This is a genomic window from Paraburkholderia sediminicola (assembly GCF_046027825.1).
Classification (GTDB): Bacteria; Pseudomonadota; Gammaproteobacteria; order Burkholderiales; family Burkholderiaceae; genus Paraburkholderia; species Paraburkholderia sediminicola_D.
The window spans coordinates 1-25,069 of sequence record NZ_JAQQDU010000098.1 but is presented as its reverse complement, the minus strand read 5'-3'; the positions used below and the strand labels follow the sequence as shown (position 1 = coordinate 25,069).

The 25,069-nt window shown below is 61.4% G+C and carries 22 protein-coding genes and 1 other RNA gene; 6 read left to right on the top strand and 17 right to left on the bottom strand.

Features of this window, described 5'->3' with window-relative positions; genetic code table 11:
- Positions 1 to 69 precede the first annotated feature (69 nt).
- Positions 70 to 1,257 carry a lytic murein transglycosylase B gene (gene mltB / locus PQQ96_RS34610; protein WP_408300856.1) on the top strand — a complete coding sequence of 396 codons (1,188 nt, stop codon included), beginning with the start codon at positions 70 to 72 and terminating at the stop codon, positions 1,255 to 1,257.
- Between the two features lie 133 nt (positions 1,258 to 1,390).
- Here the strand turns inward: mltB and cysM are convergent, their stop codons facing one another.
- The 17 genes from cysM to gyrA all read right to left on the bottom strand — a co-directional run bounded on the left by cysM (position 1,391) and on the right by gyrA (position 21,001).
- On the bottom strand, positions 1,391 to 2,293 hold the full coding sequence (gene cysM, locus PQQ96_RS34605; RefSeq protein WP_408300854.1) for a cysteine synthase CysM: 903 nt from the start codon (positions 2,291 to 2,293) through the stop codon (positions 1,391 to 1,393).
- Between the two features lie 284 nt (positions 2,294 to 2,577).
- Entirely contained in the window at positions 2,578 to 2,958 is a 381-nt protein-coding gene (locus tag PQQ96_RS34600) for a ComEA family DNA-binding protein (protein WP_408300853.1), read from the bottom strand.
- A 77-nt stretch (positions 2,959 to 3,035) separates the two neighbouring features.
- Positions 3,036 to 4,028: an ADP-glyceromanno-heptose 6-epimerase gene (gene rfaD, locus PQQ96_RS34595; RefSeq protein ID WP_408300851.1), complete on the bottom strand. Its 993-nt coding sequence runs from the start codon at positions 4,026 to 4,028 to the stop codon at positions 3,036 to 3,038.
- A gap of 93 nt (positions 4,029 to 4,121) precedes the next feature.
- Positions 4,122 to 5,129: a D-glycero-beta-D-manno-heptose-7-phosphate kinase gene (gene rfaE1 / locus PQQ96_RS34590; RefSeq protein ID WP_408300849.1), complete on the bottom strand. Its 1,008-nt coding sequence runs from the start codon at positions 5,127 to 5,129 to the stop codon at positions 4,122 to 4,124.
- Positions 5,083 to 6,498, bottom strand: coding sequence for a UDP-glucose dehydrogenase family protein (locus PQQ96_RS34585; protein WP_408300847.1), 1,416 nt, complete (start codon positions 6,496 to 6,498; stop codon positions 5,083 to 5,085). Before PQQ96_RS34585 ends, rfaE1 begins: the two co-directional genes overlap by 47 nt.
- A 125-nt stretch (positions 6,499 to 6,623) precedes the next feature.
- Positions 6,624 to 7,799 (bottom strand): lipopolysaccharide assembly protein LapB, encoded by a 1,176-nt coding sequence (gene lapB / locus PQQ96_RS34580; RefSeq protein WP_408300845.1) that lies wholly within the window; start codon positions 7,797 to 7,799, stop codon positions 6,624 to 6,626.
- A 68-nt stretch (positions 7,800 to 7,867) separates the two neighbouring features.
- Positions 7,868 to 8,161 carry a LapA family protein gene (locus tag PQQ96_RS34575; RefSeq protein WP_074282569.1) on the bottom strand — a complete coding sequence of 98 codons (294 nt, stop codon included), beginning with the start codon at positions 8,159 to 8,161 and terminating at the stop codon, positions 7,868 to 7,870.
- A 325-nt stretch (positions 8,162 to 8,486) separates the two neighbouring features.
- On the bottom strand, positions 8,487 to 8,813 hold the full coding sequence (locus PQQ96_RS34570) for an integration host factor subunit beta (protein WP_028200079.1): 327 nt from the start codon (positions 8,811 to 8,813) through the stop codon (positions 8,487 to 8,489).
- 104 nt (positions 8,814 to 8,917) lie between these two features.
- On the bottom strand, positions 8,918 to 10,651 hold the full coding sequence (rpsA, locus tag PQQ96_RS34565) for a 30S ribosomal protein S1 (RefSeq protein ID WP_074282568.1): 1,734 nt from the start codon (positions 10,649 to 10,651) through the stop codon (positions 8,918 to 8,920).
- 162 nt (positions 10,652 to 10,813) lie between these two features.
- Positions 10,814 to 11,500, bottom strand: coding sequence for a (d)CMP kinase (gene cmk / locus PQQ96_RS34560; protein ID WP_408300843.1), 687 nt, complete (start codon positions 11,498 to 11,500; stop codon positions 10,814 to 10,816).
- Between the two features lie 35 nt (positions 11,501 to 11,535).
- Positions 11,536 to 12,840: a 3-phosphoshikimate 1-carboxyvinyltransferase gene (gene aroA, locus PQQ96_RS34555; protein ID WP_408300841.1), complete on the bottom strand. Its 1,305-nt coding sequence runs from the start codon at positions 12,838 to 12,840 to the stop codon at positions 11,536 to 11,538.
- 18 nt (positions 12,841 to 12,858) lie between these two features.
- On the bottom strand, positions 12,859 to 13,809 hold the full coding sequence (locus PQQ96_RS34550; RefSeq protein ID WP_408300839.1) for a prephenate dehydrogenase: 951 nt from the start codon (positions 13,807 to 13,809) through the stop codon (positions 12,859 to 12,861).
- Between the two features lie 51 nt (positions 13,810 to 13,860).
- Positions 13,861 to 14,973, bottom strand: a complete 1,113-nt coding sequence (gene hisC, locus PQQ96_RS34545; RefSeq protein ID WP_408300837.1) for a histidinol-phosphate transaminase — start codon at positions 14,971 to 14,973, stop codon at positions 13,861 to 13,863.
- Between the two features lie 81 nt (positions 14,974 to 15,054).
- On the bottom strand, positions 15,055 to 16,137 hold the full coding sequence (gene pheA / locus PQQ96_RS34540) for a prephenate dehydratase (RefSeq protein ID WP_408300835.1): 1,083 nt from the start codon (positions 16,135 to 16,137) through the stop codon (positions 15,055 to 15,057).
- 78 nt (positions 16,138 to 16,215) lie between these two features.
- Entirely contained in the window at positions 16,216 to 17,298 is a 1,083-nt protein-coding gene (gene serC, locus PQQ96_RS34535) for a 3-phosphoserine/phosphohydroxythreonine transaminase (RefSeq protein ID WP_408300833.1), read from the bottom strand.
- 340 nt (positions 17,299 to 17,638) lie between these two features.
- Positions 17,639 to 18,241 (bottom strand): DUF2059 domain-containing protein, encoded by a 603-nt coding sequence (locus PQQ96_RS34530; protein ID WP_408300831.1) that lies wholly within the window; start codon positions 18,239 to 18,241, stop codon positions 17,639 to 17,641.
- Between the two features lie 123 nt (positions 18,242 to 18,364).
- Positions 18,365 to 21,001 carry a DNA gyrase subunit A gene (gene gyrA / locus PQQ96_RS34525; protein WP_459252146.1) on the bottom strand — a complete coding sequence of 879 codons (2,637 nt, stop codon included), beginning with the start codon at positions 20,999 to 21,001 and terminating at the stop codon, positions 18,365 to 18,367.
- A 487-nt stretch (positions 21,002 to 21,488) separates the two neighbouring features.
- Between gyrA and ompA the strand changes: the two genes are divergently transcribed.
- The 5 genes from ompA to PQQ96_RS34500 all read left to right on the top strand — a co-directional run bounded on the left by ompA (position 21,489) and on the right by PQQ96_RS34500 (position 24,959).
- A complete protein-coding gene (ompA, locus tag PQQ96_RS34520; RefSeq protein WP_028200089.1) occupies positions 21,489 to 22,136 on the top strand; it encodes an outer membrane protein OmpA in 648 nt (215 codons plus the stop codon).
- A gap of 219 nt (positions 22,137 to 22,355) precedes the next feature.
- Entirely contained in the window at positions 22,356 to 23,054 is a 699-nt protein-coding gene (gene ubiG / locus PQQ96_RS34515) for a bifunctional 2-polyprenyl-6-hydroxyphenol methylase/3-demethylubiquinol 3-O-methyltransferase UbiG (protein WP_408300827.1), read from the top strand.
- A gap of 34 nt (positions 23,055 to 23,088) precedes the next feature.
- Positions 23,089 to 23,802 (top strand): phosphoglycolate phosphatase, encoded by a 714-nt coding sequence (gph, locus tag PQQ96_RS34510; RefSeq protein WP_408300825.1) that lies wholly within the window; start codon positions 23,089 to 23,091, stop codon positions 23,800 to 23,802.
- A 195-nt stretch (positions 23,803 to 23,997) separates the two neighbouring features.
- Positions 23,998 to 24,367, top strand: a transfer-messenger RNA (tmRNA) gene (gene ssrA, locus PQQ96_RS34505).
- Between the two features lie 232 nt (positions 24,368 to 24,599).
- Complete coding sequence (locus PQQ96_RS34500; RefSeq protein WP_408300823.1) at positions 24,600 to 24,959, top strand: COG4315 family predicted lipoprotein; 360 nt, start codon at positions 24,600 to 24,602, stop codon at positions 24,957 to 24,959.
- Positions 24,960 to 25,069: the final 110 nt, after the last annotated feature.

The following is a 25,069-nucleotide window of genomic DNA, read 5'->3' as shown; positions in this document are numbered from 1 at the left end:
TCTTTCGCACTGCGCCCCTAGCTCAATATGACCGTCAAGCTTGCTCTGTCTGCACGAAACCGGCTACGCATGAAGACCGTGGCCACCGCCCTGTCCGTCGCATCGTGCATGTTCATGGCAACCAGTCCGGCGATGGCGCAAAGCGCCGCGAAGAAGCCGCCGCTCCTGCTCGCGCAAAGCCAACCGCAAACTGCGGTGCCGCAGGGTCAGACCTTCGAAGAAGAGATCATTCCGCAGCGCTACGCGAACAACCCGAACGTGGACGCGTTCATCAGCGACATGTCGGCGCGCTATGACTTCGACGAAGCCGCCCTGCACGCCCTGTTCGCGCGCGTGAGCTATTCGGCTACCGCAGTCAAGCTCGTTACGCCGTCGCCCTCCCCCACGATCAAGAACTGGCGCGTGTATCAGTCGCGCTTTCTCGATCCGGTGCGCATCAACGCCGGCGTGCGTTTCTGGCGCGCCAACCAGGCCACGCTGCAACGCGCCTATGAAGAGTTTGGCGTGCCGCCGGAAGTGATCGTCGGCATCATTGGCGTGGAGACGATCTACGGGCGCTTCATGGGCAACTTCCGCGTGCTCGACGCGCTGACCACGCTCACCTTCGACTACCCGAATACCGCCAATCGCGCGGATCGTCAGGCGACTTTCCGCAAGAATCTCGAAGACTACCTGGTGTGGACGCGCGATTCGCAAATCGATCCGACCACCGTGCTCGGCTCCTACACGGGCGCGATTGGCATTCCGCAATTCCTGCCGAGCAGCATCGTGCAGTACGCGGTGAGCTACGACGGCAACAAGCAGATCGATCTGCGCACGAGCCAGGCGGATGCGATCGGCAGCGTGGCGAATTATCTGCGCCAGAACGGCTGGGAAAACGGCCGGCCCGTGGTGTGGAAGATCGGTATGGACGCCGGCAGCCTGGGCGTGGCGCAAGCGGCCGCCGACGGCAAGCCGGAGCCACATTGGCCGCTGGACCAACTGCTCCGTGCCGGACTGCTGCTGGACGAGCCGGGCGTCGATATCGCGGCGGAAGCCGGCACGCCGGTGACGGTGGTCGATCTGCCGTCACCGGGGCGCGGTACCGAGTACATGCTGGGCTTGAAGAATTTCTATGTGCTGACGCGCTATAACCGCAGTTTCTTCTACGCACTCGCGGTTTATCAACTGGGCGAGCGGGTCAAAGCACAGATGGAAGCGAGCGACGCGGCGAACGCCAGCAGCAATGCGGCGGCGCCGGGCGCGGCTTCGCAGTAAGCTGAGCGGCGGTGTCGGAGACTCGCCGCGTCACGAACGGATAGCAAGCGATACAAAAAAAGCGCCGGTTAGAACGGCGCTTTTTTTATTTGGCCAACTCAGTTTGCGGGCCGCTCAATGCGCCGAAGCGCAATCAGGCTGGGAATACACCCGTCGACAGATACCGGTCGCCCCGATCGCAGACGATAAACACGATCGTCGCGTTCTCGACCTGGCGCGCGATGCGCAGCGCCACCTCACAGGCCCCACCCGACGAGATGCCGGCGAAGATCCCTTCGACCGAGGCCATGCGCCGCGCCATTGCTTCGGCTGCAGCCTGGCTCACGTTCTCGACGCGATCCACGCGGCTGCGATCGAAAATCTTCGGCAGATAGGCCTCCGGCCACTTGCGGATGCCCGGAATGCGCGAACCCTCTTCCGGCTGCGCGCCGATGATCTCGATCGCCGGATTCTGTTCCTTCAGATAGGTGGACACACCCATGATCGTGCCGGTCGTGCCCATCGACGAGACGAAGTGCGTGATGCGCCCTTCGGTGTCACGCCAGATTTCCGGACCGGTGCCTTCGACGTGCGAGGCTGGATTGTCCGGGTTCGCGAACTGGTCGAGGATGATGCCCTTGCCTTCGCGCTGCATCTGTTCGGCCAGATCGCGTGCGTATTCCATGCCGCCCGTGACCGGCGTCAGCACGATCTGCGCGCCGTACGCGGCCATGCTCTGACGGCGCTCCACCGACAGGTCTTCCGGCATGATCAGCACCATCTTGTAGCCGCGGATCGCCGCAGCCATCGCCAGGGCGATACCGGTATTGCCGCTGGTCGATTCGATCAGCGTGTCGCCCGGCTTGATGCGCCCACGCGCTTCCGCCTTCTTGATCATCGACAGCGCCGGACGGTCTTTCACCGAACCCGCAGGATTGTTGCCCTCGAGCTTGGCAAGGACCACGTTATTGCGGTTGCGGATCTCGTCGTCAGGGAGCCGGACGAGTTGCACGAGCGGCGTATTGCCGATCGTGTCTTCAATCGTTTTGTAAGCCATATCGGTTCTGGGGCTGTCGATGCACGGAGTCTTCAATCCATCGATTCTAAACCACCGTACGCGCGGCTGCCGTCCGGCCCTTCTGGCCGCATGGATGCAGACGCAGATTGCTTTGCCGCCAATGCAAAAAGCCCGCGGCTGAGAACCGCGGGAGCCAGTCATCTGCATGACAGCTGAAGGAGTGTTCTTACCCACTCCGACCATGAAGGGGAACGACGGTAACGGACCAGGCGCGGGACCCGGCGCGAGAGGTAACCCGCCTCGCGCGCACGGCCCGCGTCAGGTTATTTCTTCACCGCCACAGTGGCGTTGCTCTTTGGGGTAGCCGCGTCGGCGCCATTGCCCGCAGCGGCCGCGCCCTTGGTTTGTGCAGACGCCGCAACCTGTGTGTTAGCAGCCGCGCCAGCCGGACCGACAGCGAGACCCTCCGCCTGCAGGCGCTCGACGGTATGCCCGCCCATGCCTTTGACGCGCTTGCCGAGATCGGCCGGGTCCTTGAACGGACCATGCGCTGTACGCTCTTCGAGAATGGCTTTCGCTTTGGCAGGACCGATGCCCTTGATGCCGCGCAGCGCATCCTCGTTAGCCGTGTTGACGTCGACCGCCGCATACGCGTGGCCGAAAGCGGCGAGCATGGCCGCGGTAACCAGAATTTTTCGAAACATATGGAATCTCCCTCGTACAACCGGTTGGCGACCATCACCAACCGGGAGATTCCAGTTTAAAGAGGTATCCGAAAGATTTACACCTGGCCGAATAGCCAACGTACGTATCGATCGACACCTTCCTGCACGCTCAGGAACGGCGCGTCGTAACCGGTAGCACGCAGCTTCGTCAGGTCAGCCTGCGTGAAGCATTGGTACTTGCCACGCAATGCATCGGGGAACGGAATATATTCGATCAGCCCGCGCTGCACCTGGTCCGCGAGCGACAACGGCGGCTCGTTGTTCAACGCACGCAGCGTGTTGACCACCGTGCTCGCAATGTCGTTGAACGGCTGCGCACGGCCACTGCCCAGGTTGAAAATGCCCGACTTGTCCGGATTGTCGAAGAAAAACAGGTTCACCTTGACCACGTCTTCGACAGAGACGAAATCGCGCGTCTGCTCGCCGGCGGCATAACCGTTGTATTCGCCGAACAGCTTGACCTTGCCTTCCGCACGGAACTGGTTGAAGTTGTGAAAGGCCACCGACGCCATACGCGCCTTGTGCGTCTCGCGCGGTCCGTACACGTTGAAATAACGGAAGCCGGCAATCTGACTCTTCGCGGTGGGCAACACGCGGCGAATCACCTGGTCGAACAGGAACTTCGAATAGCCGTACACGTTCAGCGGCTGCTCGACTTCGCGCTCTTCGACAAAACGGCTCGAACCGCCATACGTTGCCGCCGAGGACGCATACAGAAACTGGATGTTCTGCGCGAGACAGACATCGAGCACTTCACGGCTATAGCGGAAGTTGTTGTCCATCATGTAGCGGCCGTCGGTCTCCATCGTGTCCGAGCAGGCGCCTTCATGGAAAATCGCGCGTACTTTGCCGAAATCGCCCCGCTTGAAGCGCTCGACGAATTCGGTTTTGTCGAGATAATCGTCGATCTCGCAGTCGACGAGATTCTTGAACTTGTCCGCGCGCGTGAGGTTATCGACCGCGATGATGCGGTGTTCACCGCGCTCATTGAGCGCCTTCACGAGATTGCTGCCGATAAAGCCGGCCGCGCCGGTGACGATGAGGGTCATGATGATCCTGCGGTAAAGATGTTCAGTTGACGCCCCGCGTATCCCTGCTTCGCGCCGCTGGAAGGCGCCAGGCAGGAGACCCCGCGGACCGCATCAATGAAAGAGTTCGTCGTAGTTGACGGTGGCGGTGCCGAGCTTGCCGACCACGATGCCGGCCGCGCGATTCGCGAGCCCGACCGCCTCGACCAGCGTAAGACCCGCGCCGAGCATGGCGGCAAGCGTGGCAATCACCGTGTCGCCCGCGCCCGATACATCATACACTTCGCGTGCAACGGCCGAAGCGTGCAGGATGCCGTCGTCGGCGAAGAGCGTCATGCCCTCTTCCGAACGCGTCAGCAGCAACGCCTTGAACTCAAGATCGGCACGCAGTTTAGTCACGCGCGCAATCAGATCTTCTTCGGACCTCCACTGTCCGACCACCTCGCGCAACTCGGCGCGATTCGGTGTGATCAGCGTGGCGCCGCGATAGCGCTCCCAGTCGTCGCCCTTCGGATCGACCAGCACGGGCTTGCCCGCCGCATGCGCCTTCGCGATCATCTGCGTGACGTGCGTGAGACCACCCTTCGCGTAATCGGACATGAGGATCACGTCGTGCGACGGCAGCAGGTCGTCGAAACGCGCGAGGCCCGCGAGCAGCACTTCGTGCGCCGGCGAGTTTTCGAAGTCGACGCGCAGCAACTGTTGCTGACGCGACAGCACGCGCAGTTTGATCGTGGTGAGCAAATCCGGATCGCGCTCCAGATGCGGCACGACACCGCTTTCGGCGAGCAATTGCACGATGCGCTCGCCGGGTTCGTCATGGCCGACCACGCACAGCAAACCGGCTTGCGCGCCGAGCGCAACCGCATTGCGCGCCACGTTCGCCGCGCCGCCGAGACGGTCTTCCTGGCGCTGCACATGCACGACCGGCACCGGCGCTTCCGGCGAAATACGGTTCACGTCGCCAAACCAGTAGCGATCGAGCATGACATCGCCGACTACCAGCACGCGCGCCGCGCCGAGACGTTCGCGCGGCACCACGGTCAGTGCGGACGCGGGTGTGGACTGAGCGGCCTCAGGCATTGCTGGAGACATCGGCCGGAAATTCAGAGGGCTGGGCATAAGGGCGTCCGATCGAGTGATAGTCGATGCCGAGCTCGGTCATCGCGTCCGGCTCGTACAGATTGCGGCCGTCGAAAATCAGCGGTGACTTCAGCACCGATTTCAGATGCAGGAAGTCCGGGCTCTTGAATTCCTTCCATTCGGTGACGACTACCAGCGCATCGGCGCCGGTGAGCGTTTCGTCCTGGGTGCTCGTGAACGTGAGACGCGCGAGCTGGTCCGGTGCATCGTGCAGATCCAGGGCGAACACCCGGCGCGCTTCGGCCACCGCGACCGGATCGTATGCGCGCACGTGGGCGCCACGCGCCAGCAACTCAGCGATCACGCGGCGGCTCGGTGCCTCGCGCATATCGTCGGTATTCGGCTTGAACGCGAGCCCCCACACGGCGAACGTGCGGCCGCTCAGATCTTCGCCGAGCTTGCCCGTAATCTTGCGCACCAGCACATCTTTCTGCTTGTAGTTCACTTCCTCGACCGCTTCGAGAATGCGCAGATTGTGGCCGCTTTCGCTCGCGGTGCGGATCAGCGCCTGCACGTCCTTCGGGAAGCACGAGCCGCCGTAGCCGCAACCGGCATACAGGAAGTGATAGCCGATGCGCGGGTCCGAGCCGATGCCGCGACGCACCGCTTCGATATCCGCACCGACCCGATCCGCCAGATTCGACATCTCGTTCATGAACGAGATGCGCGTGGCGAGCATCGCATTAGCTGCGTATTTCGTGAACTCAGCCGAGCGTACATCCATGTGCAGCGTGCGCTCGTGATTGCGGTTGAACGGCGCGTACAGACGTTTCATCAGTTCGCGTGCGCGCAGGCCGGCTTCGTCTTCGTCGCTGCCGAGCACGATGCGATCAGGGCGCATGAAGTCGTCGACCGCTGCGCCTTCCTTCAGGAACTCAGGGTTGGACACCACCGAGAAGCGGTGCTGCTCGCTGTTGGCGAGCCCGCGTTTGGCCAGCTCCTCTTCGATCACCGCGCGCACGCGTTGCGCAGTACCGACCGGCACCGTCGATTTGTCGACAATCACCTTGAAGCCGTTCATCGTGCGGCCGATGTTACGCGCCGCTTCGAGCACGTATTGCAGATCGGCTGAGCCGTCTTCGTCGGGCGGTGTGCCAACGGCGATGAACTGCACCTCGCCGTGCGCCACACTGGCTTCGATATCCGTCGAAAACGTGATGCGGCGCGCCTTGCGCGTGCGGGCGATCATCTCGAGCAAACCCGGCTCGTGGATCGGCACGCCGCCGTTGTTGAGGATTTCGATCTTGCGCGGATCGACGTCGAGACAGAAGACGTCATGGCCGATTTCGGCGAGGCACGCGCCGGTGACAAGGCCAACATAACCCGTGCCGATAATGGTGATTTTCATACGCTTTCCGGTAGAGGGTTCCGGTGAGGGTTTCTCGTAGTGAACAAGGCCGTCTGATCCCGCCGGGCCTAATCCGCCTGACGGGCCGCCGTCGTTGCGGCATGGCTATACGGTTGCATTCGCTATCAGTTCGACGCCGTGATCGGTTCGACGCGGCGCGGCGCATAGGTTTCCCAACCACTGCAACCCGGGCACTGCCAGTAGAACAGCCGCGCCCTGAAACCACAATCCTGGCACGTATACCGCGGCAAATTTTTGGTGCGCTGACGAATCAGCGTCCGCATCAGTTCGAGCTCGCTCTTCCGCGGCTCTTCCGCGGCGGCTTCCTGGGCTTCCAGCAGACGCGTCATGCCGGCCAGATTCGGCGACTTCTGCATCTGCGAGCGCGCCAGCGCATGCGCTGCGTCGGGCCCGCGTATCGCCGCAATGTGCTGATAGGTCACGTCGAGCAGATCGCTCGACGGATAGCGGTCCACCCATGTGATGAGCAGATCGGCGCCATCCTGCGGACGGCCGAGCGCCTCATAGGCCTTCATCAGCTTTTCCGCGACGAGCGGCAGATAAGCAGGATTCTGTTCCTCGACGCGCCGCCATTGGGCGATCGCCGCCTCCTGCGAACCGCCCGTTGCATCAACGTCGCCGAACAGGATCGTGGCGCGGACGTTGGTCGGGTTCGCCTTTAATGCAAAGCCTAGCTGACGTCGTGCTTCGTCGGCGTTTTTCTGTTGGAGCGCCTCCTGGGCGAGCTCGCAATGAAACTGCGCGATGTCCTTGTCGAGTGACTCAGCACCCATTGTTTCCAGATGGCGCGCGGTGTCGATCGATTTAACCCAGTCTTTCTCAATCTGGTAGATGGTTAGCAGCGCACGCTGCGCACCCAGCGCGTAATTGCCGGTCTCAAGCGAGCGGAAGGTTTCTTCGGCGCGATCGAGCAGCCCGGCCTTCAGGAAATCCTGGCCCAGTTCGAACAGCGCGTGATCGCGCTCGGTGACGGGCAGATCGGTACGGCTCAGCAGGTTCTGATGCACGCGAATCGCGCGGTCGGTCTCGCCTCGGCGGCGGAACAGATTACCCAGCGCGAAGTGCAACTCGATCGTTTCCGGGTCGAGCTTGACGACTTCGATAAACGCGTCGATCGCCTGGTCAGGCTGCTCATTGAGCAGGAAATTCAGGCCGCGGAAGTACGAACGCGGCAGGTTGGCGCTTTCGGACAGCAGCGTCTTGAGGTCGTAGCGTGCGGCCATCCAGCCGAACGCAAAAGCGACGGGTATGACAAGCAGCCACCAGAAGTCTAGATCCATGCGATTAATGCAAATAGCGGGACAGCGGAAACGGAAAGCCGCGCTTCGGAAGCGCGGCAGAAGACAACTTAGATCAGCGGCGGCATGGGCGGTTGTTCGACCACGACGGGGGCTTCGCGCGCCACACGCAACTCGCGCTTGAGCCGGCCATTCTCCATGCGCAGGCGCACCATGGCCGGCATCGACGACACCAGCCCGGCCAGCAACCCCACCACGAAGAACGCCAGGCCGATCAGAATCAAAGGCGCCGACCACGCGTAGCCAGCGAGGAAATTCAGCGTAGCGGGTTGTGTATTGGAGAGCGCGAGCACCAGCAGGAGCACGAACACCAGCACACGGATCAGCCAGACGATAAATTTCATGAATAGGTCTCTTGACGGCAGTTGCGGGGTGACGCCGGCTTGATGACGCGTCGCGCCACGGTGTTGCCCGCGCCGAAGTGACCCGTATTGTAATGGATGCCCTCGCGGCTGGGCAGGAACTGGCTGATAGAGGGCTAACGCGAGGTTTATCTTGCCGCAGGCGGATGCATGGGCAGGGGTGTTCGACTGGGGAATATGCCGGGCGCAGCGGACAAAAGAAGCGGACGAAAAAAAAGCGCCCGAAGGCGCTTTTTCTGGTCTTTTGCCGTCTGGCTTTGGCCGCTGACGCTACCAATGCCATGCTGCAAACCGCACAGCGAAGCATTTACAGGTCGTCGTCATCCGGCTCATCGGCCTTCAGCGGCTCGCCCGAACGTCGGTCTACCCGCTCGCGCAATTCCTTGCCCGGCTTGAAATGCGGTACGTACTTCTCAGGTACCAGCACCTTCTCGCCCGACTTCGGATTACGCCCGACACGGGAGGGACGACGATTAAGGCCGAAGCTGCCGAAGCCGCGAATTTCGATGCGATGGCCGTTGGCAAGCGCCTCCGACATCGCATCAAGCATCGTCTTCACCGCGAAATCCGCATCTTTAAGTACAAGCTGCGGAAATCGCGTAGCCAGCTGGGCGACCAATTCCGATTTGGTCATACTGCAGCAGACCTCTCAAGAAAACGCCGGGCCGCCCCCATGTCTATTTTTCCCCTTCTCGAGGGGGCCTGCCGCCAGGCGACAGGTTTGGGGGCGTTCCTCAATTACTGGTTCTGACCGTCAAGCTTGGCCTTCAGCAGCGCGCCGAGGTTCGTCGTGCCGGTAGCAGCCGAGCTCGAATCCGACGAAGCCAGGCCGCGGATCGCTTCCTGTTGCTCAGCCGAGTCCTTGGCCTTGATCGACAGGTTGATGCCACGCGACTTGCGATCGATGTTGATGATCATCGCGTTGACCTTGTCGCCGTCCTTCAGCACGTTGCGAGCATCTTCCACGCGGTCTTGCGACAGCTCCGAAGCGCGCAGGTAGCCTTCGACTTCCGCCGACAGCTGAACCACTGCACCCTTCGCATCTACCGTCTTGACCACGCCGTCGACGATCGAACCCTTGTCGTTCATGGCAACGAAGTTGCTGAACGGGTCGCCTTCGAGCTGCTTGATACCCAGCGAAATGCGTTCCTTCTCGACGTCGATGCCGAGAACAATCGCTTCCACTTCGTCGCCCTTCTTGTACTTGCGAACCGCTTCTTCGCCCGTTTCGCTCCACGACAGGTCCGACAGGTGAACCAGACCGTCGATGCCGCCCGGCAGACCGATGAAGACGCCGAAGTCGGTGATCGACTTGATTGCGCCTTGCAGCTTGTCGCCCTTCTTGAAGTTGCGGCTGAAGTCGTCCCACGGGTTCGGCTTGCATTGCTTCATGCCGAGGCTGATACGGCGGCGGTCTTCGTCGATTTCGAGAACCATGACTTCGACTTCGTCGCCCAGCTGCACAACCTTCGACGGTGCAACGTTCTTGTTCGTCCAGTCCATTTCCGACACGTGAACCAGGCCTTCGATGCCCGATTCCACTTCGACGAATGCGCCGTAGTCGGTGATGTTGGTGACCTTACCGAACAGGCGCGTGCCCGACGGGTAACGGCGGGAAATGCCTTCCCACGGATCGTCGCCCAGTTGCTTGATACCCAGCGAAACGCGGTTCTTCTCTTGATCGAACTTGAGGATCTTCGCGGTGACTTCCTGGCCAACCGACAGCACTTCGCTCGGGTGACGCACACGACGCCATGCGATGTCGGTGATGTGCAGCAGGCCGTCGATACCGCCGAGGTCCACGAATGCGCCGTAATCCGTGATGTTCTTCACCACGCCTTCCACGATCGCGCCTTCCTTCAGCGTTTCGAGCAGCTTTGCGCGCTCTTCGCCTTGGGTCGCTTCGATCACAGCACGGCGCGACAGCACGACGTTGTTACGCTTGCGGTCGAGCTTGATGACGCGGAATTCCAGCGTCTTGCCTTCGTACGGGGTCGTGTCCTTGACCGGACGCGTGTCAACCAGCGAACCCGGCAGGAACGCTCGGATGCCGTTGACCATGACGGTCATGCCGCCCTTGACCTTGCCCGTGATCGTGCCGGTCACGAGTTCGTTGTTGTCGAGGGCCTTTTCCAGCGACAGCCACGAAGCCAGACGCTTCGCCTTGTCGCGCGACAGGATGGTGTCGCCATAGCCGTTTTCCAGCGCGTCGATCGCGACGGAAACGAAGTCGCCCGCCTGCACTTCTACCTCGCCCGCGTCGTTCAGGAACTCTTCGAGCGGGATGTAGGCTTCGGACTTGAGACCAGCGTTGACGACCACGAAGTTGTGGTCAACACGCACGACTTCGGCGGAAATCACTTCGCCGGCGCGCATGTCTTGCTTGGTCAGCGACTCTTCGAACAGAGCCGCAAAAGATTCGGTATTCGGGTTGGAAGTTTGCAGGTCGGACATAAAAATCAAAATTTGCATGGTTCTCGCGGTGCCCGGCTGGCCGGACGGTCAGCTACAACGGCAAGAATGCGAATGCCACGCGGGGTTAAGGGGTTAATACACGCTCCACGACCATCGCGGAGCACCTACTGACAACGCTCTACTTCTCACTGCTTTTCTACTGCGCCCACTGCCCGGACATCAGGCATGCGGGACCCATGCTTCATACCACTGCACCACCTGTTCGACCGCCTGGTCGATGGACAATGCCGAGGTATCAAGCAGCTTTGCATCCGCTGCGGGCTTGAGCGGCGCGGCCGCGCGCTGACTGTCACGCTCGTCGCGCTCACGCAAATCCCGGAGCAAGTCATCTATATTAGCAGAAAATCCTTTTTGGATCAATTGCTTATGCCGGCGCGCCGCACGGGCCTCGACGCTGGCGGTCATGAACACCTTCAGCACGGCGTCCTGGAAGATCACCGTGCCCATGTCCCGGCCGTCGGCGACCAGCCCCGGTTCCTTACGGAAAGCCCGCTGACGGGCCACCAGCGCGGTTCGCACGGGCGCGTGCACGGCAATTGCCGAGGCGCGGCTGCCGACTTCCTCCGCGCGAATGTCGGCCGATACGTCGGCGCCGTCGAGCAGCGCCAGTCCCTCACGAAAAGTGATGTGCAGATCGTCGATCAGGCTGACAAGGGCGTCGGCGTCATCCGCGGCGACGCTGTAGCGCATGCTGGCCAGCGCGGCGAGCCGGTATAGCGCGCCACTATCCAGCAAGTGGAAGCCGAGACTCGCGGCGACCAGCGCGGCCACGGTGCCTTTGCCGGAGGCACTGGGGCCGTCGATCGTAATGACGGGCGTTTGGTGAAAGGGACGGATCGGTTTCATCGAAAAAGTCGCACGTCAGTCGATTCGGGAGCGAATCAGGGTTGAGCGAGCGCCGTGAAGCGCTCGAAATAATCGGGGAAAGTTTTGCCGACGCACTTCGGGTCGTTGATCCGGATCGGCACGCCGCCCAGGCTCACGAGCGAGAAACACATCGCCATGCGGTGATCGTCGTAGGTGTCGATCGAGGCATTCGGAATCAGTTTTTCGGGCGGCGTGACAACGAGGAAATCCTCGCCCTCCTGCACCTTCGCGCCGACCTTGCGCAGCTCGGTCGCCATCGCGGCGATCCGGTCGGTTTCCTTGACGCGCCAGCTGGCGATGTTGCGCAGCGTGGTGGTACCGTCCGCGAACAGCGCGGCGACGGCGATCGTCATCGCGGCGTCGGGAATCAGGTTGAAGTCCATGTCGATCGGATCGAGCTTGCCGTTGTCGTTGCCGACGCCGCGCACTTCGATCCAGTCATCGCCCATCTGCAGATTTGCGCCCATCTTGATGAGCGCATCGGCAAAGCCGACATCGCCCTGGATGCTGGAGCGGCCAACGCCTTCCACCCGCAGCGGGCCGCCGCCGAGCGCGCCGGCAGCAAGGAAATACGACGCCGACGATGCGTCGCCTTCCACCATGATGGTGCCCGGCGACTGATAGCGCTGCCCCGCCGGCACGATAAACCGGTGCCATTCATGGCGCTCGACCTTGATGCCGAAGCGCTCCATCAGTTTGATCGTGATCTCGATATAGGGCTTTGAGATCAGCTCGCCATCCACCTGCACTGTGGTCACGCCGCTTTCCGTACGCAACAGCGGCAGCGTCATCAGAAGCGAGGTCAGGAACTGGCTCGACACGTCACCACGCACCCGGATCGGCGCGTCGGCCAGAATCTGCGCCGGGCGAATCCGCAGCGGCGGATAGCCGTCGTTCTCTTCGTAGTCGATCTTCGCGCCGATCTGCCGCAAGCCGTCGACCAGATCGCCGATCGGCCGCTCGTGCATACGCGGCACGCCGTGAATCCGATAGTCGCCGCCATTCACCGCGAGCGCCGCGGTCAGCGGACGCACGGCCGTACCGGCGTTGCCGAGGAACAGATCGGCCGTGCGCGCCGTAAATGCACCACGCGTGCCGGTCACAACACACGTGTCGCCTTCACGCTTCAGACGCACGCCGAGCTTTTCGAGCGCGTCGAGCATCACGCGGGTGTCGTCGGAGTCGAGCAGGTTCGTGATCGTCGTTTCGCCTTCGGCGAGCGCCGCGAGCAGCAGCACACGATTCGAAATGCTCTTCGAACCGGGCAAACGAACCGTGCCGGACGCACGAGAAAATGGTCCGAGATCGAGGAATTCCATGATTGAGTCCAGTTCCGGTTATTTCGACGCGTCGCCCAAGGCGGCCGCGTTAGTGCGCTGTTCCTGCCACTCGGTACGTGCGATACGCGAGCGCGCGAACACCGCTTCGAGCGCGGCGCCGTCGGCGGTGTCGATCGCTGCGCGCAAACGCGCGAGCACCGCCGTGTAGGCATCCAGTTCGTCAAGCAGCGCAACGCGATTCGCCACGCACACGTCGCGCCACATTTCCGGGCTCGACGCGGCGATGCGCGTGAAGTCACGGAAACCGCCGGCGGCGAATGAAAATTTCAGCGCCGCGTCGGGCGAATTGAGAATCTGCTCGACCAGCGCGAACGACAAAACGTGCGGCAAATGGCTGACCGAGGCGAGCACACGGTCGTGCTGCTCGGGCGTCATGTCGCGCACACAGGCGCCGGTAGCACGCCACATCGCAGCAACGCGCTCGACGGCTACCGACGCGTTCTCCGGCAGCGGGCACAACACGACGTTGCGGTTGACGTAAAGGTCGGGCAACGCCGCATCCGGACCGCTCGCCTCACGGCCGGCAATCGGATGCCCCGGCACGAACTGGCCGATGCGCGCACCGAGCGCCGCGCGCGCGGATGCAACCACGTCGGACTTGGTGCTGCCGGCATCGGTAACGATCGTATCCGCATCGAGAAACGGTGCAATGCGTTCAAGCAGCGGTTGTGTCTGCGCGACCGGCGCGGCAAGCAACACGATATCCGCGCCGGACAGCGCAGCGCGCAACGCCGCGTCGTCGTTCAACGCTGCGGATCCGTCGATCACACCCAACTCCAGCGCGCGCGCCGTCGACGCGGATGAACGCCCGACACCAATCACGGCTCGCGCGCCTGTTGCCTCACCCCGCTCGCCCCGCTCACGCAGCGCGCGCGCGAGCGATCCGCCGATCAGGCCGACACCAAAAATCACCAGCTTGTTAAAAGAGAACGCGGCCACGTCGGTCACAGAAAAAGCGCGCCTTTCATGAAATGAGGCGCGCGGGTCAAGGTCAACCGCTTACGCAGGGGCAAGCGTCTTTTCGAGTGCCGCGAGGAACGCTTCGTTTTCTTCCGGCAGGCCGATCGTGATGCGCAGCCATTGCGGCAAACCGTAGTTGCCGACCGGGCGAACGATCACACCCTGCTTGAGCAACGCGAGGTTGACGCGGTTACCGGCTGCGTCATCGCTGCCGACGCGCACCAGCACGAAGTTGCCGTCCGACGGCACATATTCGAGACCGAGTTTGTCGAACGCTTCGGTCAGGCGGCGATAGCCTTGCGCATTCAAGGCCGCGCTCTTCTCCAGAAACGCCTTGTCGTTCAGCGCCGCGATCGCCGCAGCTTGCGCCAGCGTGTTCACGTTGAACGGCTGACGCAGACGGTTCAGCAGATCGGTCAACTCAGGCTGCGCGATGGCGAAGCCGACACGCAAGCCGGCGAGACCAAACGCCTTCGAGAACGTGCGCGACACCAGCAGATTCGGATAGCGGCGCACCCACGCGATCGAATCGTAGCGCTTCTCTTCCGGCAGATATTCCGTGTACGCCTCGTCGAGCACGACGACCACGTGACGCGGCACCTTGTCGAGAAACGCCTCGAGCTTCGCGCCTTCGATAAACGTGCCGGTCGGGTTGTTCGGGTTCGCAACGAAGAGCAGGCGGGTGTCGTCCGTGATCGCGACGAGCATCGCGTCAAGGTTGTGGCCGTACTTGACGGCCGGTACGACGATCGCACGCGCACCGACGCCTTGCGTGGCGAGCGCGTACACCGCGAACGAGTATTGCGCGTAGACGATCGACTGGCCCTTCTCGACAAGCGCATGCGCGGCAATTTCGAGAATGTCGTTGCTGCCATTGCCGAGCGTGACCCAGTCGGCCGGCACGCCGTAACGCTCGCTCAGCGCTGCCTTCAGTTCGAATGCGTTCGCGTCCGGATAGCGGCCGAGTTCGCTGGCCGCTTGCGCCATGGCGCGTTGCGCCGATTCCGGCATGCCGAGCGGATTTTCGTTCGACGCGAGTTTCACGATGGACGCTTCGTCGAGACCGAACTCGCGGGCCACTTCCGAAATCGGTTTGCCGGCGATGTAAGGCGCAATCGCGCGCACATAGGAAGGACCGAAGGACGTTGTCATGAAAATCTCCGAACGACTAATTAGTAGTAGGTAAACCTGCAACAGGCGCGCCCGAGCGACCGGTGCGCGCCTCACCCGACATCAACGGGCGCGCGGATACGAGCCGAGTATCTTCAGGAACGCGGCTTTCTGACCGAGTTCGGTCAGCGCGGCGGCGACCGCCGGCTCATCGCGATGGCCTTCGACGTCGATATAGAAGTAGTACTCCCACGTGCCGACGCGCGCTGGGCGCGACTCGAAACGGGTCATCGATACGCTATGGCGCGCCAACGGCTCCAGCAACTTGAACACGGCGCCCGGCTCGTTCGCCACCGACACGATCAACGACGTCTGGTCGTGCCCGCTGACGCCGGTGCGCTCCTTGCCGATCATCACGAAACGCGTGCGGTTGTGCGGATCGTCCTGGATCAGGGCATACGCAACTTGCAGACCGTAATGCGTCGCGGCGCGATCACCGGCGATCGCCGCGACAGTCGGATCTTCCGCTGCCATGCGCGCGGCTTCGGCATTGCTCGACACCGCCTGACGTTCGAGATGCGGCGCGTTGGTCGCGAGCCAGCGCTGGCACTGGGCAAGCGCCTGCGCGTGCGCGCACACCCGCTTCACACCAGTGAGGCCGCCGTTCTGCGTCAGGAGATTGTGGTGAATCGGCAAGGCCAGTTCGCCGCCGATCGTGAGCTGGGTTTGCAGCAGCAGATCGAGCGTGCGCGACACCGCGCCTTCGGTCGAATTCTCGACCGGCACAACGCCAAACTCGGCGGCGCCGGCTTCGACCGAGCGAAATACTTCGTCGATCGACGGGCACGGCAGACCTTCGATCGACTGACCGAAGTACTCGTGCATGGCCTGTTCGCTATACGTGCCGACCGGGCCGAGATACGCGGCCTTGATCGTCTTTTCGAGCGCGCGGCTCGCGGCCATGATCTCGCGCCAGATCGCGCTGATATGCTCGCTGGCGAGCGGACCCGTGCTCATATCCTGCAGACGCGCGATCACCTGCTGTTCGCGCTCCGGGCGGAATACCGGCGCGTTGAAATGCTTCTTGACCTCGCCCACTTCGAGCGCCACCGCGGCGCGCTGATTCAGGAGCGCGATGAGTTGCGCGTCGAGCGCGTCGATGCGTTCGCGAAGGGGTTTGAGTCGTGTATTGAGTTCGTCGTCCATGCGTGAAAACGGTCCTGCCGGTAGCTGCTGCACAAATGCGTGCTGGAAAGGATGCGCGCGCCTGAATGTCTGCGACGATCAGGCGCTGCGCTGTTCGAATTCCTTCATGTATTCGACAAGCGCTTTGACGCCTTCGAGCGGGACAGCGTTATAAATCGACGCCCGCATGCCGCCGACGGACTTGTGGCCCTTTAGCTGCACCATTCCCCGCGCTTTCGCGCCGGCCAGGAAATCTTCGTTGCGCGACTCGTCGGCGAGGAAAAACGGTACGTTCATCCGCGAGCGCGAGCCACGCTCGACCTTGTTCAGATAGAAGCTGCTCGAATCGATCGCGTCGTACAACAGCTTCGATTTTTCGAGGTTACGCGCTTCCATCGCAGCAAGGCCGCCCTGTTTCTTCAACCACTTGAACACCAGCCCCGCGATGTAAATCGCGTACGTGGGCGGCGTGTTGTACATCGAATTGTTCTCGGCGACGGTTTTCCATTCAAACGCCGACGGGCAGATCGCTTGCGCGCGATCCAGCATGTCTTCGCGCACGATCACGACGGTCACACCCGCCATGCCGATGTTCTTCTGCGCGCCGCCGAACAGCACACCGTATTTGGCGATGTCCATCGGGCGCGACAGGATGTGCGACGAGGCGTCCGCCACCAGCGGAAGATCGCCGAGATCAGGAATCTCGAACGTCTCGACGCCGTGAATGGTCTCGTTGGTGCACAGATGCACGTAGGCCGGATCGTCCGACAGTTGCCATTCCGAGCGTGCCGGCGCTCGCGTGAAGCCCTCGGCAGTCTTGCCGCTCGCGGCAAGATGCGCTGTGCCGTACTTTTGCGCTTCCTTGAACGACTTCTGCGACCATGAACCGGTCACGACGAAATCTGCGCGCGCTTTCGCGCCCATCAGATTCATCGGCACGATCGCGTTTTCACCCAGGCCACCGCCCTGCAGGAACAGAATCCGGTGGCTTGCCGGCACCTCGAGCAGATCGCGCAGATCGACGAGCGCTTCCTCATGGATCGACATGAATTCTTTGCCGCGATGGCTCATTTCCATCACGCTCATGCCACTGCCCTGCCAATTGAGCATCTCGTCGGCTGCCTGACGCAGCACTTCTTCGGGCATGGCAGCGGGGCCGGCGGAGAAATTAAAGACGCGCATCGTGAGATCCTGGAAGCTGGCGCGAAAACGAACAGATCGCGCAAAAATCGGCGAAGTTGGCGGCCGCGAAGGCAGCCACCGCAAAATTAGCGACGCGAACTCGACAGCACGAGTTTGACGACGCGTGTTTGGCAACACGTGTTTGACACCAATTCCGCGCCCAAAAAGAAAATGGCCGTCTGCGCGTGTGCGCAAACGGCCATTATCGCATTGTCATCGCCAACCCGCCAAACCCGGCACGCCATATAGCTTGCCGAGCAGCGGCTAGCGCGATGTCAGCGCAGCCTTTCGATCTTTTGACCGGGTTAGTCGGCGTTATTCACCGACCAACTTCGTCAATTTACTTAGCCGGCTTGACCGCAGCGACTTCCTTGTCAGCCTGGTCACGCGTTGCCTTGATCGATTGCGGCATGTACTTTTGCATCAAGCCGTTCACAACGTCGCGGCCAACCTGGTCTTGCACCTGGATGAACTTGCGGCCGGTCGGGCTCTTGTAGAACGCGGTCAGATCCTTGATTTCCGACGTGCTGTAGTACTTCGCGTAAGCGTCGTACTGAGCTTGCATAGCGTCTTGACGGAAGGAATCCGTTGCGAACACCTGGCCTGCGCCGTCAACCAGCTTCGGCACTGCATTCTTTTGCAGCGTCGGGACGGAAGCCTGCTTCTGCTTGTCCGTCATCGTCTTGTTTTCGCTCAGGGCGTCCGACAGGATGGCCGGAACCAGTTGCTTAGCCTGCATTTGCGCGCTGTTGCCGATTGCGCCGACCAGCTTCTGTGCGTCGATTGCGTCCAGCAGGTCCTTGATTGCGGCCTGCTTGGCCGGATCAACCGGTGCCGCGGCAGCAGCCGGAGCCGCCGGGGCCGGGCTCTGAAGCGCTTGAGCCATAGCGAAGGTCGGCACGAGAGCAGCCAGCAACATCAGTTGTTTGAATCGTTTTTGCATCATTACTCCCTAAGAGAAATTAACTTGAACTGCAAGCTGCGCGGGACACGTATCGGCCCGATACGCCATTATTCCCGGCGCAGCTTTCAACCAATGACTGAGACTGAAAGGTGCCGCTGCAGATCAGGCCTCACCACCGTTTTCACCGCCGTTGTCGCCTTCGGCAGGACCTTCGGTGTCGCCTTCCACATCTACATCTGCTTCCGCCTCAGCAACCTGTTGCAGACCTGAAAGCTTGGTCCCTTCGTCAAGGCTGATGAGTGTAACACCTTGGGTTGCGCGCCCCATTTCCCGAATTTCCGATACGCGCGTACGAATCAGCACGCCCGTATTGGTGATCAGCATGATCTGCGCTTCCTGATCGACCAGCGTGGCGGCGACGACCTTGCCGTTACGCTCCGACGTCTGGATCGCGATCATCCCCTTCGTACCGCGCCCGTGACGCGTGTACTCGGTAATCGGCGTGCGCTTGCCATAGCCGTTTTCCGTTGCGGTCAGCACCGACTGCTGTTCGTCGCCAGCCACCAGCAACGCAATCACGCTCTGACCGTCTTCGAGCTGCATGCCGCGCACACCACGTGCTTCACGGCCCATCGGACGGACGTCGTTCTCGTCGAAACGCACTGCCTTGCCAGAATCCGAGAACAGCATCACGTCATGCTGGCCGTCCGTGATGGCGGCGCCAATCAGGTAGTCGCCGTCATCCAGACCGACCGCAATAATACCTTTACGCAGCACGCGGCCAAACGCTTCCAGCGGCGTCTTTTTTACAGTTCCTAACGCGGTGCCCATAAAGACGAATTTGTCGGCCGAGAATTCCTTGACCGGCAAGACAACCGTAATCTTCTCGCCGTCCTGAAGCGGGAAGATATTGATGATCGGCCGGCCGCGTGAGTTCCGCGAACCTTGCGGCACTTCGTAGACCTTCACGCTGTAGACGCGACCACGATTCGAGAAGCACAGAATGTGATCGTGCGTGTTCGCGATGAACAGCGTGTCGATCCAGTCGTCTTCTTTCATCGCCGTGGCCTGTTTGCCGCGACCACCCCGCTTCTGCGCGCTATATTCGGACAACGGCTGCGATTTCACGTAACCGGCGTGCGACATGGTCACGACCATTTCTTGCGGCGTGATCAGGTCTTCGGTATTGAGCTCGGTTGCGTTCAGCTCGATCTTCGAGCGGCGCGCGTCGCCGAATTCGGCTTTGATCGACGTCAGTTCGTCGACGATGATCGCCGTAATGCGTTCCGGACGAGCCAGAATGTCCAGCAGGTCGGCGATTTGCGCCATCACTTCGCGGTACTCGCCGATGATCTTGTCCTGCTCCAGACCCGTCAGGCGTTGCAGACGCATCTGCAAGATTTCCTGAGCCTGGGTGTCGGACAAGCGGTACAGGCCGTCGGACTGCATACCGAAGGACGGGTTCAAACCGTCAGGGCGATAAGCCTCACGGCCACCGACCGATGCGTTTTCCGTCTCGGCGCGCGACAACATCTCGCGCACCAGCGACGAATCCCACGGACGCGCCATCAATTCCTGCTTGGCGATCGGCGGAGTCGGCGCGGCCTTGATGATCGCGATGAACTCGTCGATGTTGGCGAGCGCCACCGCCAGGCCTTCGAGCACGTGACCGCGTTCGCGGGCCTTGCGCAGTTCGTATACAGTGCGCCGCGTCAGGACTTCCCGGCGATGCGACAGGAAGCACGACAGCATTTCCTTCAGGTTCAGCAGCTTCGGCTGGCCGTCGACCAGCGCGACCATGTTCATGCCGAAGGTGTCCTGAAGCTGGGTCGCCTTATACAGATTGTTGAGCACGACTTCCGGCACTTCCCCGCGCTTCAGCTCGATCACGACGCGCATACCGCTCTTGTCGGATTCGTCGCGGATGTCGGAGATGCCTTCGAGCTTCTTCTCGTTGACCAGCTCGGCGATACGCTCCAGAAGTGAGCGCTTGTTCACCTGGTACGGCAGTTCGTCGACGATGATCGACATGCGCTGACCGCGGTCGATTTCCTCGAAGTGCGTGAGCGCGCGCATCAGCACGCGGCCGCGGCCGGTGCGATAGCCGTCGCGCACGCCGGCCACGCCATAGATGATACCGGCGGTCGGGAAGTCAGGCGCCGGGATGATCTCGATCAGTTCGTCGATCGTGGCTTCCGGGTTTTTCAGCAGATGCTGACATGCGTCGACAACCTCATTGAGGTTGTGCGGCGGGATGTTGGTCGCCATGCCGACCGCAATACCGGACGAGCCATTGATCAGCAGATTGGGAATACGCGCCGGCAGGATGGCCGGTTCGTTTTCGCTGCCGTCGTAGTTCGGCGTGAAGTCGACCGTTTCCTTGTCGATGTCGGCCAGCAGTTCGTGGCCGATCTTTGCCATGCGGATTTCGGTGTATCGCATTGCCGCGGCGTTGTCGCCGTCGACCGAACCGAAGTTGCCCTGACCGTCCACCAGCATGTAACGCAGCGAGAAATTCTGCGCCATCCGGACAATCGTGTCGTAGACAGCCGTGTCGCCGTGCGGGTGATATTTACCGATTACGTCGCCGACAATACGCGCCGACTTCTTGTAAGCCCGGTTCCAGTCGTTGTTCAGTTCGTGCATCGCGTACAGCACGCGCCGGTGCACCGGCTTCAGGCCATCGCGAACATCGGGAAGCGCACGCCCCACGATCACGCTCATCGCGTAATCGAGATACGAACGGCGCATTTCCTCCTCTAGGGAGATTGGCAGAGTCTCTTTGGCGAATTGATCCATTATCCGTATCTTTTACGTGCCAAGGCGACGGCGTAAACCTCACATAACCGCGCCTTCGCGTAAGCATTGCAGGCGCAACGCATCACGCGATTCTAACATGTCGCGCATCCGCCCCCGACTGGGGTACGTATACCTATTAGCAGGCGACCGGCAACGGCGCCTGAACGCCCCGCCATCCAACCAGGGCAGGCTCGATTTGTGCGTGGGCCAATCCGCCGCTCAGCCATGACTGGCGGTGCCTCCAGCGGATTGCTTCTGTTGCGCATGCACCACATTTGGAGGGCGATTTGATCGGGGACAGATTTTTTTATCGTTGGAAGGGAACGATATGGCAAAATGCCAACGCACAAAGAGTTAGACACTGCTCGAAGTCTACACAGCACGTTTTTTGTTCTACACCGATGTTATACTTCGAGCAATGTATGACTTGTCTTCGTCAACAGGCTCGCAGTAAACCTGCGGTAATCTCAATTTCGAGAGGAGAAATATGAATAAACTTTCAAAGCTCGCGTTCATTGCAGCTACCGCAGTTATGGCTGCATCCGCCATGGCGCAATCGGTGCCGGCGTCGCGACAAGCTACGAACGACAACTGGGTGAATGGTACGGGCGAATACGTGTGGATGAACGGCACGAACGAGCTTTGCTGGCGCGATGCATTCTGGACGCCGGCAACGGCCAACGCTAAGTGCGATGGCGCCCTGGTTGCCCAGGCTCCGACCCCGCCGGCTCCGGTCGCACCTGCACCGGCTATTACGAGCCAAAAGATTACGTATCAAGCTGACGCTCTGTTCGACTTCGACAAGGCTATCCTGAAGCCGGCTGGCAAGGAAAAGCTGGACGATCTGGCATCGAAGATCGGCGCGCTGAACCTGGAAGTCGTCGTCGCAACGGGTTACACGGACCGTATCGGTTCGGACAAGTACAACGACCGTCTGTCGCTGCGCCGTGCTCAAGCTGTCAAGGCATACCTGGTCAGCAAGGGCATCGAATCCAACCGTATCTATACGGAAGGCAAGGGCAAGCGCAACCCGGTCACGACCGGTTGCAACCAGAAGAATCACAAGCAACTCATCGCCTGCCTCGCACCGGATCGTCGCGTGGAAGTCGAAGTTGTTGGTACTTCGAAGCAGTAAGCTACAAGTTACCGCAGTATCAAAGCCCCGCTTCGGCGGGGCTTTTTTTATGCCTGTGCTCCGGACTCTGGGTGCCGCTTCCTCTGAGCATTCGCACACCGCGCCGGAATAGGACGCGCCAGCCGCCGCGCGGCATTTTGCCGCCCCGCCGCCCGGCCTATATACTCAGGGTTTATCCTCGAGCGCCCGCTCAACGCTCTCATCGAGGCAGCTTCCGCCATGACCAACGCCGATCCCCACGAACTGCAGAAATTTAGCGATCTCGCGCATCGTTGGTGGGACCCGAACGCCGAATTCAAACCGCTGCATGAACTCAACCCGATTCGTCTGAGCTGGATCGACGCGCACGCGCATCTCGCCGGCAAAACCGTGCTGGATATCGGCTGCGGCGGCGGCATTCTGTCGGAGTCGATGGCAGGATTGGGGGCGCACGTGAAGGGAATCGACCTGTCGAGCCAGGCGCTCGGCGTGGCAGATCTTCACAGCCTTGAAAGCGGCGTCACCGTCAACTACGAAGAAATCGCTGCGGAAGCGCTCGCCGCCCGCGAACCGGGCACTTACGACGTTGTCACCTGCATGGAAATGCTCGAGCACGTGCCCGAACCGGCCGCGATCGTCGAAGCCTGCAAGACACTGGTGAAACCAGGCGGTTGGGTGTTTTTCTCCACGCTGAACCGCAATGTGAAGTCATATCTGTTCGCGGTGATCGGCGCCGAATATATCGCGCGGATGCTGCCCAAGGGCACGCATGATTACGCGCGCTTCATCCGTCCGTCGGAATTGGCGAGCTTCGTGCGTGCCGCGGACCTGCGCACGGCCGACATCAAAGGTATCGTTTATAACCCGCTCAGCAAGCATTTCACGCTGTCCGCCGACACGAGCGTGAACTACATGCTCGCCTGCCGCCGCGACGCCTGATCCGCCCCGACCTTGCCCGGACTCAATCCAATCAATGAGCGATCCCACGCCCCTGCCCCAACGCGAAGACACCGATAATGCGCTCGGTCTTTGCACGGCTGTCCTGTTCGACCTCGACGGCACGCTGGCCGACACCGCGCCCGACCTGGCGGCCGCCGTCAACAAAATGCGCCATGACCGCAGCCTCCAGATGGTGCCGCTCGAAGACCTGCGGCCGCTTGCGTCCGCGGGCGCGCGCGGGCTGATCGGCGGGGCCTTCGGCATCGGCCCTGAGGATCAGGAGTTCGCGTCGATGCGCGCGGAGTTTCTCGCCAACTATGAAGCAGACTTGTGCATCGAGACCACGCTGTTTCCCGGCATCTCCGCCTTGCTCGACGATCTCGACGCACGGGGCGTGCGCTGGGGCATCGTGACGAACAAGGTGGCAAGGCTCACCGAGCCGCTGATCGCGCAACTCGGCCTCGAAGAGCGCGCGGGCTGCGTGGTGAGCGGCGACACGACCCCGCATTCGAAGCCCCACCCCGCACCCTTGCTGCACGCCGCGCGCGAGCTGGATGTGGTGCCGGAGCGCATCGTCTACGTCGGCGACGACCTGCGCGATGTGCAGGCGGGTTTCGCGGCCGGCATGAGGACCATTGCGGCCGCCTACGGCTACTGCGGTAACGACATTCCACCGACGCAATGGCACGCGCAGCATGTCGTGCATTCGCCTGCTGAATTGCAGAAGCTGCTGCGCGACATTGGCTGAGCGGCTGAACGCATACAGCGCATACAGCGAACGCGGCAGGCACGACGCACGCAACGCGATACGGCGCCTTGCGGCTTCGCCGCGACCGTGCAGCAATGTGACGAGACGGCAAGACAACAGGGCAATCAGCCAGGACGCGGCCGTCAAACTATTGTAAAATCTACGCTGGCCCAGACATTGTGGGCAACGAACCGCGGGGGCGACCTGGTTTCGACAGGGGTTGCGAAGCGGCTAGGGCATACCGAGGACCCGTCACCTCGTTAATCAATGGGAAAAACGTAACTGCAAACGACGAAACGTTCGCACTGGCAGCCTAAGGGCCGCCGTCCTCTGCCTAGTTCACTGACGGGCTAGAGTCGCAAGACCGGTAGCAATACCGACAGAGGTCATATACGTCAGTTAAGCCTTGGCGGCGTCACGACGCCCGGGTCGAAAACCTAGTGAATCGCCGTCACGCAGCGTGTTCGTCCGCGTCGTGGTGGTTAAATCAAATGACAGAACTAAGTATGTAGAACTAGTCGTAGAGTGCTTCTGGACGCGGGTTCGATTCCCGCCGCCTCCACCAGAACATCGCATTAAGCTTGACTCAAAACCCGTAAGCGGCCTGCTGCTTGCGGGTTTTTTGTTGGCTACCTATAAAACCGAAGGCCCGCTCATCGAGCGGGCCTTTTTGCTGGCGGGTATCAAAGGCGTGCGAAGCCAAGGGAATAAACGCATCCCTTCAATCGTTCATTCCCTACGCGCGCCCGCATGCCGCGTCCTCCGCGAGACCAACACCAAAATCGGGAGCCGAGATCATGCACAAGACACTCTTCTGCCTAGCCCTCCTCGCACTGCAACAAACCGCCTTTGCCGAAGCCCCGAAGATCGTCGACGGCCGCTTCGTCACCGCGGACGGGATGACGCTTTATACCTTCGACAAAGACACCACGCCCGGCGTGAGCGCCTGCACCGGCGGCTGCATGAGCAACTGGCCGGCGGCCATGGCGAGCCCATCCGACAAGCCGTCAGGCGACTGGACGGTCATCCCTTCCGCCGACGGCAAAAAGCAATGGGCGTACAAAGGCCATCCGCTGTATCGCTATGCGGCCGACAAGCAGGCGGGAGACATGAAGGGAGAGGGCTTCAAGGACATGTGGCACACGGCGAAGCCCTAACCGACAGCCGCCGGACGAGATTGGTCCAGAGCCGAGAAGCTTGATCAGACGCACCAGCGCGCATCAATGCGCACATCGAGTAGGGGACGGAGTTACCCCCGTCGCCCTCT